This window comes from bacterium SCSIO 12643, from assembly GCA_024398135.1.
In the GTDB taxonomy this organism is placed as follows: Bacteria; Bacteroidota; Bacteroidia; order Flavobacteriales_G; family Salibacteraceae; genus CAJXZP01.
Map to the genome: position 1 here is coordinate 3,686,919 of CP073750.1, position 19,744 is coordinate 3,706,662.

A 19,744-nucleotide genomic window follows, 5' to 3' on the forward strand; every position below is an offset into this window, starting at 1 on the left:
ACCTACAGATAACGCATGGATCAAAATGGAATAAAGGTATTGTTTTTAAACCCTCCCGGGAAGGAAATTTATATACGTGATTATTATTGTTCCAAAGTATCCAAGGCGTATTACTTACCGCAACCGGTTGATCTCGTAATTCAATCTAGTTTTTTCAACGGCCCCAATTTTGAATGTCTGGTGTGCGATGCGATTGCAGAGAAATTATCCATACCACAAACCATAGATATGGCGGTTGGTTTTCAGCCAGAACTAATTATTACACAGTGTGGTTCGGTTTCTATTGAGGAGGATGAGACATTCTTTAAAATGCTCAATCATAAACTCCCGAAGGCTAAGATTTTGTCTACCGGAGATTTGTTTTTAGAAAATGCAACAGAGTATTTAAAAGAAACAGATTGGTTGGACGGAATTATCACTGATTTCTTTGATAGTGGGCCATTACATTTCATACTAAACAATCCGGAAGAAATAAATGGACTGACTTATAAAAGTAATGGCGGTATTATAACACGTCCGAGTAGTAAACAAACTAAAGGAATTGAGTTGGCCGTACCACAACATCATTTGTTTAAGAATGAATTGTATAGAATGCCATTTGCAAATAAATACCCAATGGCTACGGTATTGACCAACTATGCTTGCCCATATCCATGTACATTTTGCATTATGTCGTTCCTGAACTTTAAACAACGTAGTGCTGAGAGTGTAAAGCAGGAATTGCTGCAATTGAAAGATTTAGGGGTAAAATATCTGTATTTCTCAGATCAAACTTTTTATAAGAATAACAAGGTAACATCAGAAATCTTAGATTTTATGATTTCGGAGAACTTTGGATTTAATTGGGTTTGTTTTTCCAGGGTAGATGTTTTGGATGTGAAGAAACTTCAGAAGATGAAAGCAGCCGGATGTAACACGATTATGTTTGGAGTGGAGTGGGCCGAAGACGATTTGTGTGATAAGTATAAAAAACAATACACCACCGCTCAGGTTAGAGCGACATTTGAGTTAGTCAAAAAGGTAGGGATAAAAAGGATGGGAACTTTCTTAATTGGAGTGCCAGGGCAAACTGAGGCATCTATTAGAAATACGGTAGATTTTGCGATTGAGATTGATGCGGACTATGCCTCGTTTAATGTAGCAGTACCAAGAGTTCAAACGTCTTTTAGAGAGGAGGCTTTGGAAATGGGGCTGATTACTGATAACCAGAAGGAAATGGATCAATCCGGGAGTTTTATTGCGATGGGAACAGGAGAGGTATCTGCAGAAGGTTTAATGCGCTTAAAAAAAGAGGCCTATCGTAGATTTTACTTGCGACCAGGGTATATCTGGAAAAGGGTCTATGCATTAAAAAACTGGGAAGAATTGAAAACGCATACAAGAGAAGCTTATTTTGTGGTTAAAAATATTTTTTCCTGATGGAGCACCTCCGAAAATATTTCCCAAAACTATTGCTGGTTGTACTATCAGTAGGTGTATTATGGAAAGGAATCTTACCTGGGTTTAACCAGATTAACTGGGATTTTCCAAACTACTATATTGCTGCACAATTGTTTAGTGAAGGGCATGATGTGGCTTTGTTTTATGATAATGACTGGTTTTTAGAACAGGCAGATAAGTATGATGGAATTTACGCGAAGTTCACTCCGTTTCCTCCATCAACTGTTTTTATCATGTATCCGTTGAGTGGGTTTTCAATGTTGTTGGCTAAGCAAATCTGGACGGTACTTAATGCGTGTGTGTTAATAGGTTTAATTGCAATCATCCGAAAAATAACACTATGGTCGTGGATAAATGCGACTTTGATAGTAGTGCTTTCAGGTTTTTCGTTGATTAATAATTTCTATTTAGGTCAATTCTATCTGATTTTGACTTTCCTATTGTTTCTGGGGTATTATTGGGATCAACATGGAAAATCGTTGTTGTCGGGGAGTATGTTTGCTCTGGGGATTCTGTTTAAATATCTACCTGTAGTGTATTTGCCCATCTATCTTTTGAAAAATCGCAGCACATTTTTTTTAGCTCTGGGAACCTTGTTGGTGATGATGGGAGTTGTCATTGGAGTGGTGGGTTGGAATGCTACGATTACCTTTATTGATCAGGTGTTTTTAGCTCACTTACAGGGTGAAATCGCAGGACAGGAAAGTCAATCCATTGCTTTTCAATCCTGGGGTGCTTTGTTTAAGAATTTATTTGAACTGGAAAAAGCTAAAATCTTAACATATGTGGTTACCGGTGGAGTTCTCGTGATTTATTTATTGATGATTGAACGATTATGGAAGGTGAAAGCACATTACAATTACTTGTTGGCATTTACAGGATGTACTTTTATGCTGCTTTTACCAGCAAGTGCCAGTTATCATTTTCTGTTATTGATTTTTCCAATTGTGGTGCTATTAGCTCAACTTCAAAGCGATCGTTTAGATCCACCAATAAAGGTGATTTTGATATTGTATATTGCTATTGGATGGTTTAATATTGGGTATACCAGAATTTTATGGGACTCAGATCATTTTTTAGCCATATTGGGGAGTTTTCCAAGATTGTGGTTGATGTTTGGGTTGTGGATGTATGTTTTTTATGTTTTAAAAAGAAATGTTTTAGATGCTTACAAGGTTAAAATCTCTCAATAAAAGATTGCATCCAACTAAACTGTACTTTGATCCCGATTGGATGGTTTTGGGAGTCAACAATGTATGTAATCTTCATTGTAAAATGTGCGATGTAGGTAATCAGAATCTGGAAAGCAATTTTGCGCAAAACCTGGTAGGCTCTCATCCCATTAATATGCCTTTAGAGCTGATTTATAAAGTAATTGACGAAACAGCGTTATACTTTCCAAATACCAAATTGGCTTACGCGTTTACAGAGCCATTGGTATATCCATATCTGATAGACTCTTTGAAGTATGCAAATGAAAAAGGTTTGTACACCACGGTAACCACCAATGCTTTGACGTTAAAACAGAAGGCACAAGGATTGTCAGAATCAGGGCTAAACGAACTGTTTGTTTCACTGGATGGTCCACAAGATATTCATAACGAAATCCGTGGGAATAAAAAATCGTTTCAAAAAGCGGTTGAAGGAATTAGAGTGTTAGCCTATCAGGATGTAGTTCCTGAAGTTTCGATTATTTGTGCCATAACAGAGTGGAACGTAGGTCACTTGCAGCAACTTTTAGAAGAATTAGATGGGCTTCCAATCAAGGAGGTTGGATTTATGCATACGCAGTTTACCACAAAAAAAGCGGCTGAACTACATAACATGAGTAAGTGGGGACCGATTTATCCGGCAGTAGATTCCAATGTTGATGAAATTGATTTTTCTAACATGGATTTAGAAAAACTATTGGAGGAAATAAATGAACTACAAAAAGGCACAAGCAAAATTCCGGTCTTCTTTTCACCTAAAATAGATACACTTAAAGACCTTCAAACCTATTATTTAGAACCGGAAAAAATCATTGGGAATTATTGTAATGCCATTTTTACCAATATTATGGTAAAGTCAGATGGTAGTGTGATTCCGGCTCATGGAAGGTGTTTCAACCTGGACATTGGAAATGTATATGAAACGTCACTCAATGAAATCTGGAATTCACCCGTAGTCGGTAAGTTGAGATCGGATGTGATGCGTGCTGGAGGTTTGTTCTCGGCATGTTCGAGGTGTTGTAGTGGGTTTTAACGTTCTGGAATATTAAAGCTTTTCAAATATAGAAGCTACAGCAGGACAGATGGCCGCATTTTTTGTGGTCAATGCCAGGATTCCAATTTGGTTTACTTGATCCGTATGTGGGTATGCGGCACATGCCTTTGGACGAACATCATAGATACCGCAGTAATTATCATCTCCAAGAAAAGGGCAGGGCACTTGTTGTAAAACGAAATCCTGATCTTCATCGATCCTTAAATATTGCGCAATAAACTCTGCTTCTTTAAGATTCAAATGCTTTGAGATTCTAGCGATATCGCGATCTGTGAATAGAGGACCTGTAGTTTTACAGCAATTTGCGCACTGTAAACAATCAATATGTTCAAATGTCTCTTCGTGTAAAGGGTGAATAATATTATCTACAGCGCCTTTGCGCATTTTGCGCAGCTTTTGCACTTTCTTTTTTATAGACTTCTTGTTGGTCTTGGCTTGTTGGAGAGCCTCCTGATAATCGGGACGCATACTAATCGATATGATATCTGTAAATCAGTTTTACACGAAAGATCATGCCGTCAGCGAAGTCCGCATTCAGTTGTTTACGATCATCTCCAAATTTGAAAGCAGAAAGTCCCCATGTGATCTTGTCTTGAGTATCATAAACTCTGTAATTACGCCCAATAGAGTAGCCCACTTTGGCCTGAAGTAAAATGCTTTTTTTAACGTGATATTGAAGATATCCATACACCTCATTTGTAGTTTTAGCCAAATAGTTGTTTGGATTGCCTTGATATGGTTCGTTTAAGTGATAGGTACGGACAAACGCAAAAAAGTTCATACCGGCTCTAAATTTATCGTTAAACGCGTAATTGGCATCAGCTGAAATAGGAAGTGCCAGATTCACCTCGAACTTCTTATTATCACTCAGGTAATATAAACCTAAGATGGGAACGAAAAACGGACCGAATAATTCGCCATTATAATACATCCCGAATTTGTACTTGAAGTAGTCATGCTTTTTGTATTTGAAAAGTGCAAAAGCTCCTAATTGAAAATCTTTGCTACCAATAGCTTTAAAATCCGAAGAGAGTTTAGGAAGTAAAACATATGTTCCTTCCCATTTGTCACCATATTTGAAGTTCATTCCCAGTTTAATATTAGCAGTATAAACTGATGATAAATTGGAATTTTGAGGAGATACTTTGGTAGAGATAGATTCAGCATACAGTCCGGTAATGATTGCGTTGCCATTTTCTAATACCAGTGGTAGAGTAAGATCTAACCCGAATTCCTGTACACGTGTGCCATTTGTTGTGCTATCAAATTGGTTTACGGGTGTGTTTGCATAATGAAATTTAGCCAGGTCTACATAGTCCTGAGCTTGAATTTGCCAAACTAAAAATGAAAATAACAGCGTAAAAATTAATCTCATAAGCACATTGAATGGAATCAAATACAACAAATAAGCGCCAATGATAGTAAATTAACTTTTAAATGTAAAAGAAGGGGGCGGGATTTAGTTTAATCCCGGATTAGAAGGGAAGTTAGACATTAGGGCAAACTCTTTACCCAGGCCAACCATGATCTCTTTCCAGTACTCTTCAGAGTCGCTCATGACCTGATCTGGTGTAATAGTAGCAATGATCCAGGAATTTTCTTTGATTTCCTGATCGAGTTGATCCGGGTCCCATCCCGAATAACCAACAAAAAAACGAACCTGATCCGCATTTGCCAAACCGTTGTTTAACATGAATTCCAGATGCTTAAGATCTCCTCCTAAATATAACCCATCCATAATTTTTTGAGATTGAGCCAATTCCTCTCCAAGTGTATGGATGAAGAATAATTGATCGTTCCCTACAGGGCCACCTATGAAAATTGGAAGGTTCTTAACTGAGAATTCAGGTAAAACATTGTCGACATCAACAATACTCATATGATTGAGTACGAAACCCAGAGATCCTTCTTCATCATGTTGCGTCAATAAAACCACAGATCTGAAGAAATTTGGATCGGGGAGCATAGGTTCTGAAACCAGAATTTTGCCTTTTCCTGGTTCAGTAGTTTTGAAATTGATGTTATTTAAAAAATTATCTGAAGTCATTCTGTATTTGTACGGATAATTGCCACTAATTTACACCTTTTTCCGGGGAAATATTGATTAAAAAATGTCATATCATAACATTAATAAACCATTTTCTCGTAACTCTGTAATAGTGAGTTCATTCCAGAATAATAAAAAGTAACCCAGTTCCTGATCATTAAATTCATTCTCCAAATCACCGTAGGTATACGAGGAATTATTGCTGTAATGTGATTCTTTTAAAATACGTGTTAACCACTCAGCTTGTTTCAAGGGAAGGGTAAAAGTGAGCGTTTTATTTAAATTATTAATTTGAATTGTAGCTTTTTTTGAGTTTTTCTTTGAGAGTTTAATGTGTTTATTACCAGTCCAAATAATCTTTTTACTTGAAGTTGTTTTTTGAAATGAATTGGCTTCCAGGTATTTTAGAATGAGGTCTTTCTGTATGGTGGTTTTAGGAACCTTAAAATCGAACCATTCGCTTAAATTGAAATCAAAACCAACACCATGCATATAGTTGAAAAGGGCCTTTTTTAACCCATCTCCAAACTTATAATGGTCAGTTCCTTTAGGATCTGTATGCACCAGATCGTTATTGGCAAAAGCCCCTAATTCATTATTTTCTCGGATCACTTCAAATTCTTCAGGGTTTAAACCTATTGGACTATGTGCGGTCATTGAAAATAAATGCCAGTATGCAGAATTAACAATTCCTGCTTGAAATAACTGACGGACAACTTCCAGAGAATCAATTGTTTCCTGAGTAGTTTGGGTAGGGAAACCATACATCAGGTAGGCATGTACCATAATTCCGGCATCTGTAAGATTTTGTGTTACTTGAGAGACTTTCTCAATACTTACACCTTTTTTGATGCGTTTTAGAAGTCGGTCGGAAGCGACCTCGAGTCCACCTGAAACTGCGATACAACCGGAAAGCTTCATCAATTTTGCTAAATCAGAAGTAAAGCTTTTTTCGAATCTGATATTGGTCCACCAGGTAACGGTAAGATTACGCTTTAGAATCTCTAAAGACAAGTCCCGAAGTAGCGCAGGAGGTGCAGCTTCGTCTACAAAATGGAATCCGTTTTCTCCAGTTTGCTGAATCATCGTTTCCATCCGGTCGCATAGAATTTCAGCGGTAACAGGCTGATATCTTTTGATATAATCCAAACTGATATCGCAAAAAGTACATTTACCCCAGTAGCAACCATGTGCTAAAGTAAGTTTATTCCAACGTCCATCGCTCCATAAGCGATGCATAGGATTAGCGATTTCAATTACCGAAATGTACTTGTCTAACTGAAGTCCTTCATAATCAGGTGTACCTACTTCTGCATGTGCGAAATCAGGTTCAGGAGCTCCATTAAAGTATTGGACTTTATGATCAACTAAAGCGAAGGTGCGTTTAAGAGACTTTAAATTCCTATGACCATTAATATGTTCTAATAGAATGGATAACGGAGCCTCACCGTCATCTAAAGTGATGAAGTCCGTGTATTTAAAAACTCTGGAATCAGATAAAGATCGTAACTCTGTGTTAGGGTATCCACCACCCATAGTGATTTTGATCTTGGGATAATGGGCTTTGATGTATTGTCCACATTTTAAGGCGCCATAAAGGTTTCCCGGAAAAGGAATAGAAATAGCAATTACTTTTGGTTGGTGCTTTGTTATTGATTTTTCTAGCTCTTCGGTAAGTAAGGCATCTATCAAATTATCATCTTCTTCCAGATGATTATGGATTTCGTCAAAGCTACTGGCAGCTACTGCAATTTTTTCAGCATATCGGCTAAAACCGAAGTATGGGTCGATCGTTTCAACGATTAAATCAGCTATATCTTCCAAATAAAGCGTTGCAATGTGTTTTGCCTGGTCCTTGATCCCCAATTCTCCAAAAGCCCATTCCAGGTCTTGTAAATCGTTAAAACGAGAAGATTCCGGTAGATAATTCCGAGAGATGATGCGATAGGCGAGTGTGGGGTTCTTTCCTTGTAAAAATTGTATCGTATCATCAATAGTTTTAATGTATTCATTTTGAAGTGATACGATTCGTGATGCATTTTCGGATAAATCAAAGTCATATGCATCGATCAATTGAAATATGTCTTTAAATCCTTCGCGACTAAATAGTCGTAAAGTAACATCAATTCCAAGGTCAATTTGTTCTGTGTGAATATTTTGTGTGTTAAAGAATCCTTTTAGATAAGCAGTAGCAGGATAGGGGGTGTTGAGTTGTGTAAATGGTGGTGTGATGAATAATATATCCGTTTGATGCTCCAAAATGATCTGCTTTTAACTCTGGTGCAAGATTAATGGAAAATATGGAATGTATAGGTTTAAATGCCAGGATAAGTTTACGAGATTTTAGGATAAAAAAGTACTTTCGCGGCTTGTTTAAATCAACTCTAATTTTGTTATGAAAAAGTTTGCTCTAGTGTTCATGGTTTGTATGTCAAATATGCTCTCAGCTTATACCCAGCCACAAAAAATTCAGTTAAGTAAGGATTATAATATTGAAAAGCAGAAGCCTCCTATGGTTATAAGTGAGGATGAAAAAGGATTGGTTGCCTACCATACTTTTTTGAAAGATGAAAAGATCATTTTAGAATTGGGGTATTTAAACAATGAGTTTGAATGGGGTGAAAGTGTAAAGGTTAATTTAGAATCTAATTTTGATTCACCATCTATTGAGAATGTCATTTTTAAAGATGGTGAGTTTTTGATTTTTGTTTCAGAGTGGTTAATCAAAAACCCGGATGAAGTAGTAAGCGCTAAAGATTTGAACGGTAGTAATATTGCGGTAAGTGTATTTAAGGTTAATTTAAAGACGGGTAAGAATTCGAAAATTACCGAGGTTTTGGCGTATGAATTCAAGTTTGAATCAGGTCTGTATGCTATGTTTCCTGAAATAGTGATATCAGATAACAAAGATTTTTTTTGCATTTCATATCAGGAGGTCAAATATAGAGAAAGCGCAAAAATTATCGGAGTGACAGTGAATTATGATATGGAAATTGTGAATCATTTTACTCATTTTGAAGAGCAGCGTGCTGTAATGGAGATGGAAATCTATGATGTAGATATATCTAATGCTGGAGCAGTATCATTTTTAGTAAGAAGTAGGTTTTCTCCAGTTCGGAGAATGAGAGATGAGGATTATATATCTGTAGTTTATTTTGATGTAGAATCTGAGAAAGGTAAAAGGTTTGATGTGAAATTTGAGGATAAATCACTTTTTGTATCAGAGAAAGGATGTTTGAAAAACTTTGATGATAATGGAAATATTATTCTGGCAGGTACATATAGTCAAGGAACTAAATATCATCCTTTAGGTACTTTTTATGTCTTGGTTAATGTAGAAGAAAATACGATTGAATTCAAGCATCTGGGATCGTTTAGTCAACAAATCGTTTTGAGATGGTTTGATGACAATGAAAAGGCTAAACAAAAAGCTATAAAGAGTCTCGCTAAAAATAAAGGGGTCCCTTTACGTAAATTAGAAGCGGAAAAATGTATTCTAAATAAGGATGGGTCTTTAACGTTGGTTCTGACACAAGAATATTCAGTTAACTATGGTGGTCTAGACAAAATCAACGGTAATTTGATTCTTGTAAAAATGTCTGCAGATGGAAGTGAAGTTCATTGGGAATATCTGCTTAAAAAGACGCAGTCGTTTAATGTAAATGATGATTTTTCTGAGGCTGTTAAACCAAGTGTTGAGATTAATGATGACGGGGATTGTTTTGTAATTTACAATGAGGGAGATTATTTTGATGAAATTAATCTGGATGAGCCTGAAGAAAATGGTGAGCATTCAATTCCGAATTTGGTATTGGTTAAAATCAGTGCTTTAGGAAAAGAAGAGTTTAATGATGTGATATTGAAAAGTGAGGAGGAGGGTGTGATTTTTGATCCTGCTTCATTAAGGATGGTGGGGAATGAGAAGATTTACTTTTGGGGTAAATATAGTAGTAATGGTGTGTTTGCAATTATAGATATATAATAAAATTAAAAACCACTACAGCGTCTGGAACATGCGGGGAATAAACCTTCACTTTCATTAAGTTCGTACGTAGTCTCCCTATGATGGGTGAGTTCCAACCGGGTTTTGTGCGAAGTTGCTTTCGAAATTCTTGCCCCCAACATCACGCATTTTACAATGTAAATTAAATCCATTGTTGACACCCATGTAAATCCATTCCTGGGTAAAATAGTGATGTTGCTGATGTATTTTTATTTACAGTTTTTAGTGTTCTAGTAATCAAAATCTAAAACTCGAGAAATAAAAAAGGAGCCTATACAGCTCCTTTTCTAATTTACTTTTCAATAAGTTCTCCAGCCTTACGCAGATGCGTGTTTTTGGCTTTTCTGAAATTTACGGCAACTACTTTGTATTCCGGACATTTAGCTTCGCTATCATGCACGTCTCCGGTGAGGTTGTTCACCATAATCTCTGGGAAATGGAATGTGGTACTTAACACTCCGGGTCTTACTGCATCTGTAACCGATGCACGAATGTCAACTTTTCCACGAGGGGATTCCACGCAGACCATATCACCATCCGAAATACCTTTTTCAGCAGCATCCGCAGGATTCATTTGTAGTACATCTTCTGTATGGATCAATACATTATTGGTCCTTCTGGTCATTGCGCCACAGTTATAATGTTCTAAGTCTCTGTTTGTGGTAATGATATATGGATATTCCTTTTGGTGTTCTATGATTTCTTCAGACTCTCTCCAGTCAAAATACGCCAGGTTTCCTTTACCATTCTTAAATTCAGAGGCATGAAGAATTTGTGTGTCTGTGCCGTCTTCCATGACCGGCCACTGCAATCCATTCTCGCCTAATCTATCCCAGGTAATTCCTTTGAAGAATGGTACAATTTGATTGATTTCCTCCAGCATAGTTGCAGCATCATAATCCGGTTGGTCATATCCCATTCGGTTCATGATATCCACAATGATTTGTCCATCTGCTTTTGCATTACCGATAGGCTCCACAACTTTTTGCACACGTTGAACTCTTCTTTCACCGTTGGTAAATGTACCACTCTTTTCCAAGAATGAAGCACCCGGTAAAATGATATCTGCATGTTTTGCAGTTTCGGTCATAAACAACTCTTGTACAATAAGTAAGTCTAGGCTATTTAAAGCTTTAATTACCTTTTGTGTATTTGGATCAGTCTGTACCACATCCTCACCAATAATCCACATAGACTTTAATGAACCATCTAATGCAGCATCAAACATTTCCGGAATTTTATATCCAACTTCCTGCGGAACAGATACTCCGTAAAAATCATGATACAATGCATTGATATCTGAATTTGTCACATCTAAATATCCGGCTCCCTGATGTGGTTGAACTCCCATATCGGCAGAACCCTGAACGTTATTTTGTCCACGTAAAGGATTTACCCCTACACCTGGGCGTCCAATATTTCCGGTAAGCATGGCTAAATCGGCAATTTGTTGCACTGTAAATGTTCCCTGCGAATGCTCGGTTACACCCAAACCATGGAAACTCATGGCATTTGATGCTGCGGCATATGCTAAAGCAGCTTCGCGAACCAGCTTTTGATCTACACCTGTTACACGCTCCATTTCATCTACATCTAATTGTAGAATACTTTTCTTAAAGTCTTCGTAACCATTAGTCCTTTGCGCGATAAACGATGCATCTTCTTTGTTTTCCGAAAGAATGAAATACATCATCATATTAAGTAAAGCGACATTGGTCCCAGGGCGTAATGGTAGGTGATAAGTCGCATATTTAGCCAATTCCGTACGTCTTGGATCAATCACAATGGTGGTTTTATTCTTCATTGCGAATTGTTTCATTTTCGCTCCCGTAACCGGGTGACCACTATTTGGATTGGCACCAATTACCATAATACAATCGGTGATCTTTAGGTCTTCAATAGAATTAGTCGCTGCTCCGGTGCCAAATGCACGTTGCATACCTAATGCGGTAGGAGAGTGACATACTCTGGCGCAACCATCAATATTGTTTGTACCAACAACTGCACGAATAAACTTCTGCATTAAGTAATTCTCTTCATTGGTACATCTTGCAGATGAAATTCCAGCAATTGCATCAGATCCAAATTCAGATTTGAGTTCTGTGAATTTGCCAGCTATCAGATCATAAGCTTCATCCCATGTTGCTTCTTCAAATTCTCCATTACGTTTAATCAATGGAGTAGTTAATCGCTCCGGATGATTGTAAAATCCAAAGGCATATCGACCTTTTACACATGTATGGCCTTGATTAACTTCGGCATCAATTGGTGCCTGAATACTTTTTATTTCTCCATCCAGAGTTGAAACTTCCAGATTACAACCTACACCACAATATGTACAAATGGTTCTTGTGGTTTCTTTGGTAGCCACACTCTTAGATTCGAATATATCCGATATTGCAGAGGTTGGACAAGCCTGCGCACAAGCCCCACAAGAAACACAATCAGAATCATTAAATGATTGATCCATTCCTTTGATAATGTGGTTGTCAAACCCACGACCGGCCATACTTAAGACCATTTGTCCCTGAATTTCATCACACGCTCTGACACAACGGTAACAGTTGATACATTTTGATAAATCAGAGGTCATATAAGGGTGAGACAGGTCTTTTGGTGTGTCTAAATGATTCGCACCCTCCGGATATCTCACATCTCTTAAGCCTACTTCGGCAGCTACATCCTGAAGTTCGCAGTTTCCACTAACCTCACAGGTTAAACAAAGTAATGGGTGATCTGAAATCACTAATTCTACAATGTTTTTACGAAGCTTTTGAATGTTTGGAGTATCCGGATAGATATGTAGTCCCTCAGAGATAGGAGTGTGGCAGGAAGCCATGGCTTTGGTTTTGCCATCTTTTTCTAAGGCTACGTCCACACTACACACTCTACAAGACCCGAATGGATCCAAATTTGGTGCATCACATAATGTAGGAACAGGTTTTTCACCGATGTGGCGTTTCATAAACGCCAACATGGTTTCTCCTTCTTGAATTTCGTATGGTTGATTATTTATATATGCTACTTTCATAATTTCCTAAAATTTAATTGAACCTCTCACGCTAAGACTATTTATTGGTAAAATATTCTTTCAGTTCATCATCAAAGTACATGAGCGCATTTTTAACCGGAAGTGGAAGACCTCCACCTAAAGCGCATAAAGAACCTTGCTGTAGCGTTTCTAATAAATCTGTAAATAATTCGTAATCAATTTTGTAATCTTCGGTTCTGGCTTTGTGAAGCAATTCTTCTCCTCGTTTAGAACCCAATCTACAGGGGAAACATTTACCACAACTTTCAAAGGAGGTGAATTCAAATAAATGTTCCAGATATTCAATCATTGGAAAAGATTCAGGAATACACACGATAGTGGCATGTCCGAGTAAGAATCCATTTTCAGCAAATGATTCAAAATCCAATGTTAGATCGTCAATTTTAGTCACCGGAACCAGACCACCTAAAGGACCTCCGGTATGCATGGCTTTCACAGGCATTTTAAACCCACCACCCAGATCATCAATGATCGTGCGCAGTGGTGTACCCATTTCAACTTCATAAATTCCAGGCTTTACGAAGTGTCCGTCTAAAGAAACAAGCTTGGTTCCTTTTGATTTTTCCGTACCTAATGAAGCGTAATGTGCACCGCTGGTTTCAAAGATGTGATAAAGTGCCGCCAGAGTTTCCACGTTGTTAACGACTGTTGGTTTACCAAATAAACCTTCTTGAGTAGGGTATGGCGGACGAATTCTAACTTCTGGTCTCTGTCCTTCAATAGAGGATAATAAAGCGGTTTCTTCTCCACAGATATAAGCACCTTGTGCTTTTATAATTTTAAAATGAAAATCAAATCCGCTATCCAAAATATTATGGCCAATTAATCCCATTTTGGTCATTTCATCAATGGCATTCTGAATAATCACCGGAGAATCCGGGTATTCTGCCCGGATATATAGGACACCCCAACTGGAACCAATGGCATAACCCGCGGTAATCATTCCAAACAATACCTGATAAGGTTGTTTTTCCATTAAATATCTATCGGAATATGCTCCAGGATCGCCTTCATCAGCATTACATACTACATAACGGATATCGGAAGGGGTGTCTTTGGCACTTTTAAGTTTGATTCCCATGGGGAATCCAGCGCCACCACGACCACGAACTTGAGAGGTTATGATTTCATTCAGACATTCATCCGGTGTCATGTCCAACACCTTGCCCAAAAGACCTTTCAGATAATCCATCCCATCAAATGGTTTGGTTAATGCAGGCTCACAGCATGATTCAATGTGATAGGAGTCTTCATGAGGAATGGACTCTTCTTTTACAATTTGCGCAATTTCATCCGCAGATTTGGCAGAGTAGTTTTGGCCATTATAATTGAAAGCACCATTTTCATGACATCGCCCTAAACAGGTCATATGTCCAATCTCATTGACATCCAGATGTTTTTCCAGTTCAGTTTGGACTTCATCCTGGGTTCCGGCACATAAACATGCCGACCCGTTACATACATAAGCTTTCTTCCCCTTATTCTCGGGTTTCATGAAATCATAAAATGTAGCGGTACCAAAAGTGTTCGCATCTCCTATTAAAAACTCTTTAGAAAGTTCCTTCAGTTTTTCTTTATCCGGAGTTCCGGTTTCTAAAGAGAGTTTTCCGAGCTTATCAAATAAGTTGTCTTCTAGGCCTTTACGAGCCGATAGATGTCGTAAGTTTTTTGACATAAAAATCCTGTTTTTTGCGTCTCACAATATATCAAAAAAAATCGTTCAATCCTTATTTGGTCATAGTATTGTCAAATTTTTTTTCCACTGTAAATAGTACTCCTGAATAAACATTTTTTTGGAGTTTTGGCCGGCTTTAAAAAAGCCTTAAAAAACTAATGAAATCTTAAATGATAAAAAGAACAAATGCACAACCTCCGGTAAAATTTACGGGGCTTAAATCTGGAGAGATGGAATCTACAGCGGCTGGTGTTAAGGCCGTTACTTCTGCGGTAAAACATGTATTGGATGAAATGGCTTTACCGAGAGCTTTAAAGGTGTTAAATAAAATGAATCAAAAGAATGGTTTTGATTGTTCTGGTTGCGCCTGGCCTGATCCGGATGGACATCGTTCCGGACTTGGGGAATATTGTGAGAATGGGGCAAAAGCTATCGCAGAAGAGGCGACCACCAAAAAAGTAGATCCTGCATTCTTTGCAAAACATTCTGTGGAAGAAATAGGGAGTTGGTCCGATTATCAGATTGGTAAGTCGGGAAGGATTACTCATCCAATGGTTTTAAGAGCTGGAGATACCCATTATCAACCCATTGAATGGAAAGAAGCATTTGATCTGATAGGGAGTGAATTAAATCATCTGAATTCTCCAAATGAAGCGGTATTCTATACCTCCGGAAGAACCAGTAACGAAGCAGCTTACTTGTATCAACTTTTTGCACGTGAGTTTGGAACGAATAATTTACCGGATTGTTCGAATATGTGTCACGAATCCAGTGGTGCCGGTTTGATTGAGACTTTAGGTATTGGAAAAGGGTCAGTGACTCTTGAAGATTTTAAACATGCTGAAGTGGTGATTGTGATGGGGCAAAACCCGGGAACAAATCACCCCAGAATGTTATCTGCTTTGGAGGATACCAAAAAGAATGGAGGTAAGATCATCTCTGTGAATCCTTTGATAGAGGCCGGGTTGATGAATTTTAAACATCCACAAAAACCGAAACACTTATTAGGTAAAGGAGTTCAGCTTACGGATATTTTCTTACAGGTACGAATCAATAGTGATGTGGCCTTGTTAAAAGCTTTGATGATGCTATTACTAGAGGCGGAGGAAGAAAACAAAGGACAGGTATTAGATCAGGAATTTATATCACAAAAGACGAAAGGGTTTGAAGATTTAAAAGCCGATTTAGAAAAACAAGATTTTAACAATTTGGTTTCCCAAACCGGATTGGATGAAAGCCAAATTCGAGAAGCAGCCCAATTGCTGATTGAAAAGAAAAAGATCATTGTGTGTTGGGCTATGGGGTTAACACAGCATAAAAATGGTGTTCATAACATTAGAGAAGTGGTTAATCTTCTTTTAATGAAAGGTAGTGTAGGTAAAAAAGGCGCAGGCACCTGTCCGGTACGTGGCCATAGTAATGTACAGGGAGATCGTACCATGGGAATTTGGGAAAAACCAAAAGCTGGATTTTTGGATAACCTACAACGTGAATTTCAATTTGATCCCCCGAGAGCCCATGGTTTTGATGTTGTAGAGGCCATTGAAGCTATGCACCAAAACAAAGCCAAAGTATTTATTGGAATGGGAGGGAATTTCATTTCAGCCACACCTGATACGGAGTTAACAGGAAAGGCTTTGAGACAATGTAATTTGACTGTTCAGGTTTCCACCAAATTAAACAGAAGTCATGTGGTACATGGAAAAACGTCATTGATATTACCATGTATCACACGATCTGAAAGAGATCTGCAAAACGGAAAGGCGCAGTTTGTGAGTGTAGAAGATTCAATGGGTGTGGTGCATGGATCACAGGGAAATTTGAAACCATTGTCACAGCATTTGAAGAGTGAGCCGACCATTATCGCTGAAATAGCGCAGGCCACTTTAAAATCGAATACAAAAACCGATTGGGGAAGTTTTAAAACCAATTATGACCTGATCCGAGATAAAATTGAAGCAACGATTCCTGGGTTTGATAATTTCAATACGCGTGTGCGTCAGTTGGGAGGTTTTTATTTACCAAACAACTCCAGAGCTGGAGACTTTACTCCAACACACACAGGTAAAGCTAATTTCACGGTAAATAAAGCTTCGGAAATAAAGATTGCAGATGATGAGTTTTTGATGATGACCATTCGAACACATGATCAGTTCAATACCACCATCTATGGATTACATGACCGTTACAGAGGAATCTATAACGAACGGAGAGTGATCTTGATGAACGCAAATGATATTGAAAAACAGGGTTTACAGGCGAATGACATTGTGGATATAATTTGTGAGGATGATAATGAAATCCGCGTAGCAGAGAAGTTTATTGTTTATCCATATAATATTCCTGAAAAGTGTACGGCAACATACTTCCCTGAAGCCAATGTTTTAGTATCTTTAAAAAATAAAGCGGAGATCAGTAATACTCCGGCATCTAAATCCATAATCGTGAAGCTCAGAAAGAGCTGATTGACATGAAAATATTCACAGCAAAACAAATTCGAAAGGCGGATCAGTTTACGATAGAGCATGAGCCTATCTCTTCATTGGATTTGATGGAAAGAGCAGCTACAAATGCTTTTCATTGGATTCAAAAGAAGTTCAATACGCAAACGACTTTCAATGTGTTTTGCGGAATGGGGAATAATGGTGGTGATGGTTTGGTGATTGCACGATTGCTGAATGAGAGCGGATATCAGGTTTCCGTGTACGAAGTTAAACTTGGAAATAGGTATAGTGCGGATTATTTAGCCAATAAAAGCAGGCTACAACAGTTGGATATCCATATTCAGGTATTGGAATCTGAAGAAGCGTTTGGAAACATTGGAAATGCGCATGTAACCATTGATGCGATTCTTGGTTCCGGTTTGTCAAAACCAGTCGAAGGGTGGTGTGGGGCTTTGATGGAGAAATTGAATCAAAGTGTTCAGCCTAAAATTGCGATTGATATTGCATCCGGTTTGTTTGCCGAGGATAATGATGAGAATAATGGGATAATCTTTCAACCGGATTATACCTTGACTTTCGAATTTCCCAAGTTAGCGTTTATGTTCCCTGAGAATTATCAAAATGTCGGAGAACTCATCGTGATTCCAATTGGGATTAGTGAAGAGTTTGTTTTACACGAATCTACAGAGTATTTCACCATTGAAAAGTTTACGGCACAGTTGATTCATCAATCCGGTAGTAAGTTTGATTATAAAGGTGTCTATGGACATGCATTCATTGCAGCAGGTAGTTTAGGTAAAATGGGAGCTGCTGTGTTGGCATCAAAAGCCGCTTTGAAATCAGGTGCGGGTTGGGTGACGACACAGGTGCCGAAATGCGGTGTAGATATCTTGCAAACAGCTATTCCTGAGGTGATGGTTGTGCCGGATGCCCATGATGAATATCTGACTTCCCATTCTCACTTAAATGATACGCAAACTTTAGGGATAGGCCCAGGAATAGGACAGGATAACGCGACTAAAATAGCTCTAAAAAATATTTTAGATGAAGCTAAATCACCTGTTGTCATTGATGCAGACGCCTTAAATATCTGTGCAGAGGATGAATCAACACTTGGAACGATTCCCTCTAAATCTATTTTAACACCACACCTTGGAGAATGGAAAAGATTACACCCGAAACCATCCAGAGGCGCTTTTGAACGATTGCAACAGGCAAAAAAGTTTGCAATGACCCAAGATGTTTTTGTGATTTTAAAAGGCGCGCATACTGCGGTAATTTGTCCGGATGGAGAAGTGTTTTTTAATACGACCGGAAACCCGGGAATGGCGTCCGCAGGAAGTGGCGATGTGTTGACCGGAATTTTAACCGGATTATTGGCACAAAAGTATGGCCCTAAACAAGCTGCTATTTTAGGGGTTTATATTCATGGACTTGCTGGAGATTTAGCCTTACATACAGAGAGCAGAGAGAGTTTAACTGCAATGAATATTATAGACCATTTAGGGCAGGCTTTTAAAACTATTGCGTAAAGCAATTTATATTTAGCCTCACCTTTACATTTGATCTTTCGTTAATAGTATAGTTAGTTAACTTGTTTTGAATGAGATTGTTCTTGTTTAATAACATAAGAGAACTACATAAAATCAATAACCGAACGAAACAAAACTATACTATGAAAACCAGAATTCTTACGCTGTTCCTATTGATCAATGGGATGTTATTTTCACAAAATGTAACCACACTGGTAGGACCCAACTCAGGAATTAACGATGCTATCGTAGTAGATAGTCTGGGCAATATTTACGGATCAGACTTTGGCGTATCCACCACAGGAGGATCATCTGTATATAAAATTGATACAGCGGGTAATGTTTCCACATTCTCAACAGGTTATAGTTCCTGCAATGGATTGGCATTTGATCACCAAGGAAACTTATATGTGGTGGATTTTACTTCATCCAATCAAGATCATCAAGTCTATAAATTAGACCAAAATGGGGCGAAAACTGCTTATGGGCCCAAAATTCCAGGAGCTTCCGGGATTATTTTTGATCCGTTTAGCGACACATTATATGTGAGTCAATACACCAGTTCCTCCAATAGCATTAGCAAACTGGCCCCTGATGGAACGGTTTCGCTTTATTGCAATCATTCATTGTTAAATGGCCCGGTAGGAATGGCGTATGATGATCAGTATAATTTATACGTAGCCAATTTTTCGGATGGTGAGATATATAAAGTTACACACGCAGGAGATAGTTTAGAATTCATCGGTAAAGTACCTAAGTCAGGATCATGGGGGATTGGTTTTTTAACGTATGCTTCCGGATACCTATATGCCACAGGGATTGGAGTCCATAAGATTTATCAAATCAGTACCAATGGAGTGGTGACGGAGTTTGCCGGAACCGGAAATCCTGGAAATACAAATGGTAATGCGCAGAATGCAGAGTTTAACAGACCCAATGGGATTGCTACCAATAAGAATCAGGATAAGCTTTATATTTCTGATTACGGAACTAAAAATATTCGATTAATCTCTGACATCATATCCGATGTCGATGATTTAGACAAGGAGGTCCAATGGTCTGTATATCCAAATCCCGTTTCAAATCTGATTACGATTGAATTCTCAGATCTTCAAAGTCGTCAACAAATTCAAATCTATAATGCCAATGGACAATTGGTAAAAACAGCGACTATTTATTCTCAGGTACCTTTAGATGTATCTGATTTGCCTTCCGGGTTGTATTTGATTCGGATGGTAAACAAACGGAATTCCAGATTGAAGTTTATTAAAGAATAACGCAAAAGA

At 38.1% G+C, this 19,744-nt stretch carries 13 protein-coding genes; 7 read left to right on the top strand and 6 right to left on the bottom strand.

What is annotated here, in order from left to right; genetic code table 11:
* The first annotated feature begins 15 nt into the window (after nt 1-15).
* From KFE94_16125 to KFE94_16135, 3 genes are read left to right on the top strand one after another with little or no spacing between them, the layout of a single operon-like run.
* Nucleotides 16-1,419 (top strand): radical SAM protein, encoded by a 1,404-nt coding sequence (locus KFE94_16125; GenBank protein UTW66158.1) that lies wholly within the window; start codon nt 16-18, stop codon nt 1,417-1,419.
* Nucleotides 1,419-2,633: a DUF2029 domain-containing protein gene (locus KFE94_16130; protein ID UTW66159.1), complete on the top strand. Its 1,215-nt coding sequence runs from the start codon at nt 1,419-1,421 to the stop codon at nt 2,631-2,633. The genes KFE94_16125 and KFE94_16130 overlap by 1 nt, the downstream gene beginning before the upstream one ends.
* Nucleotides 2,605-3,684, top strand: coding sequence for a radical SAM protein (locus KFE94_16135; GenBank protein ID UTW66160.1), 1,080 nt, complete (start codon nt 2,605-2,607; stop codon nt 3,682-3,684). Before KFE94_16130 ends, KFE94_16135 begins: the two co-directional genes overlap by 29 nt.
* Before the next feature lie 12 nt (nt 3,685-3,696).
* On the opposite strand, the gene KFE94_16140 is transcribed toward KFE94_16135, so the two are convergent.
* The 4 genes from KFE94_16140 to KFE94_16155 all read right to left on the bottom strand — a co-directional run bounded on the left by KFE94_16140 (nt 3,697) and on the right by KFE94_16155 (nt 8,014).
* The gene (locus KFE94_16140) at nt 3,697-4,173 is read right to left on the bottom strand and encodes a YkgJ family cysteine cluster protein (protein ID UTW66161.1); all 477 of its coding nucleotides are present in this window, start codon (nt 4,171-4,173) and stop codon (nt 3,697-3,699) included.
* A gap of 1 nt (nt 4,174) precedes the next feature.
* Nucleotides 4,175-5,080 (bottom strand): hypothetical protein, encoded by a 906-nt coding sequence (locus KFE94_16145; GenBank protein UTW66162.1) that lies wholly within the window; start codon nt 5,078-5,080, stop codon nt 4,175-4,177.
* A gap of 84 nt (nt 5,081-5,164) precedes the next feature.
* Nucleotides 5,165-5,752 carry a YqgE/AlgH family protein gene (locus tag KFE94_16150; protein UTW66163.1) on the bottom strand — a complete coding sequence of 196 codons (588 nt, stop codon included), beginning with the start codon at nt 5,750-5,752 and terminating at the stop codon, nt 5,165-5,167.
* Nucleotides 5,753-5,824: 72 nt separating this feature from the next.
* Entirely contained in the window at nt 5,825-8,014 is a 2,190-nt protein-coding gene (locus KFE94_16155) for a radical SAM protein (GenBank protein ID UTW68302.1), read from the bottom strand.
* Between the two features lie 133 nt (nt 8,015-8,147).
* On the opposite strand from KFE94_16155, the gene KFE94_16160 reads away from it, so the two are divergent.
* Nucleotides 8,148-9,734: a hypothetical protein gene (locus tag KFE94_16160; GenBank protein UTW66164.1), complete on the top strand. Its 1,587-nt coding sequence runs from the start codon at nt 8,148-8,150 to the stop codon at nt 9,732-9,734.
* 313 nt (nt 9,735-10,047) lie between these two features.
* On the opposite strand, the gene fdhF is transcribed toward KFE94_16160, so the two are convergent.
* Both fdhF and KFE94_16170 read right to left on the bottom strand, forming a co-directional pair.
* The gene (gene fdhF, locus KFE94_16165; GenBank protein UTW66165.1) at nt 10,048-12,786 is read right to left on the bottom strand and encodes a formate dehydrogenase subunit alpha; all 2,739 of its coding nucleotides are present in this window, start codon (nt 12,784-12,786) and stop codon (nt 10,048-10,050) included.
* A gap of 37 nt (nt 12,787-12,823) precedes the next feature.
* Nucleotides 12,824-14,482: an NAD(P)H-dependent oxidoreductase subunit E gene (locus KFE94_16170; GenBank protein UTW66166.1), complete on the bottom strand. Its 1,659-nt coding sequence runs from the start codon at nt 14,480-14,482 to the stop codon at nt 12,824-12,826.
* A 170-nt stretch (nt 14,483-14,652) separates the two neighbouring features.
* Here KFE94_16170 and KFE94_16175 point away from each other — a divergent pair, with 170 nt between their 5' ends.
* The 3 genes from KFE94_16175 to KFE94_16185 all read left to right on the top strand — a co-directional run bounded on the left by KFE94_16175 (nt 14,653) and on the right by KFE94_16185 (nt 19,735).
* Nucleotides 14,653-16,947, top strand: coding sequence for an FdhF/YdeP family oxidoreductase (locus KFE94_16175; protein ID UTW66167.1), 2,295 nt, complete (start codon nt 14,653-14,655; stop codon nt 16,945-16,947).
* A gap of 5 nt (nt 16,948-16,952) precedes the next feature.
* A complete protein-coding gene (locus tag KFE94_16180) occupies nt 16,953-18,458 on the top strand; it encodes an NAD(P)H-hydrate dehydratase (protein UTW66168.1) in 1,506 nt (501 codons plus the stop codon).
* Nucleotides 18,459-18,601: 143 nt separating this feature from the next.
* Nucleotides 18,602-19,735 (top strand): T9SS type A sorting domain-containing protein, encoded by a 1,134-nt coding sequence (locus tag KFE94_16185; GenBank protein UTW66169.1) that lies wholly within the window; start codon nt 18,602-18,604, stop codon nt 19,733-19,735.
* Nucleotides 19,736-19,744: the final 9 nt, after the last annotated feature.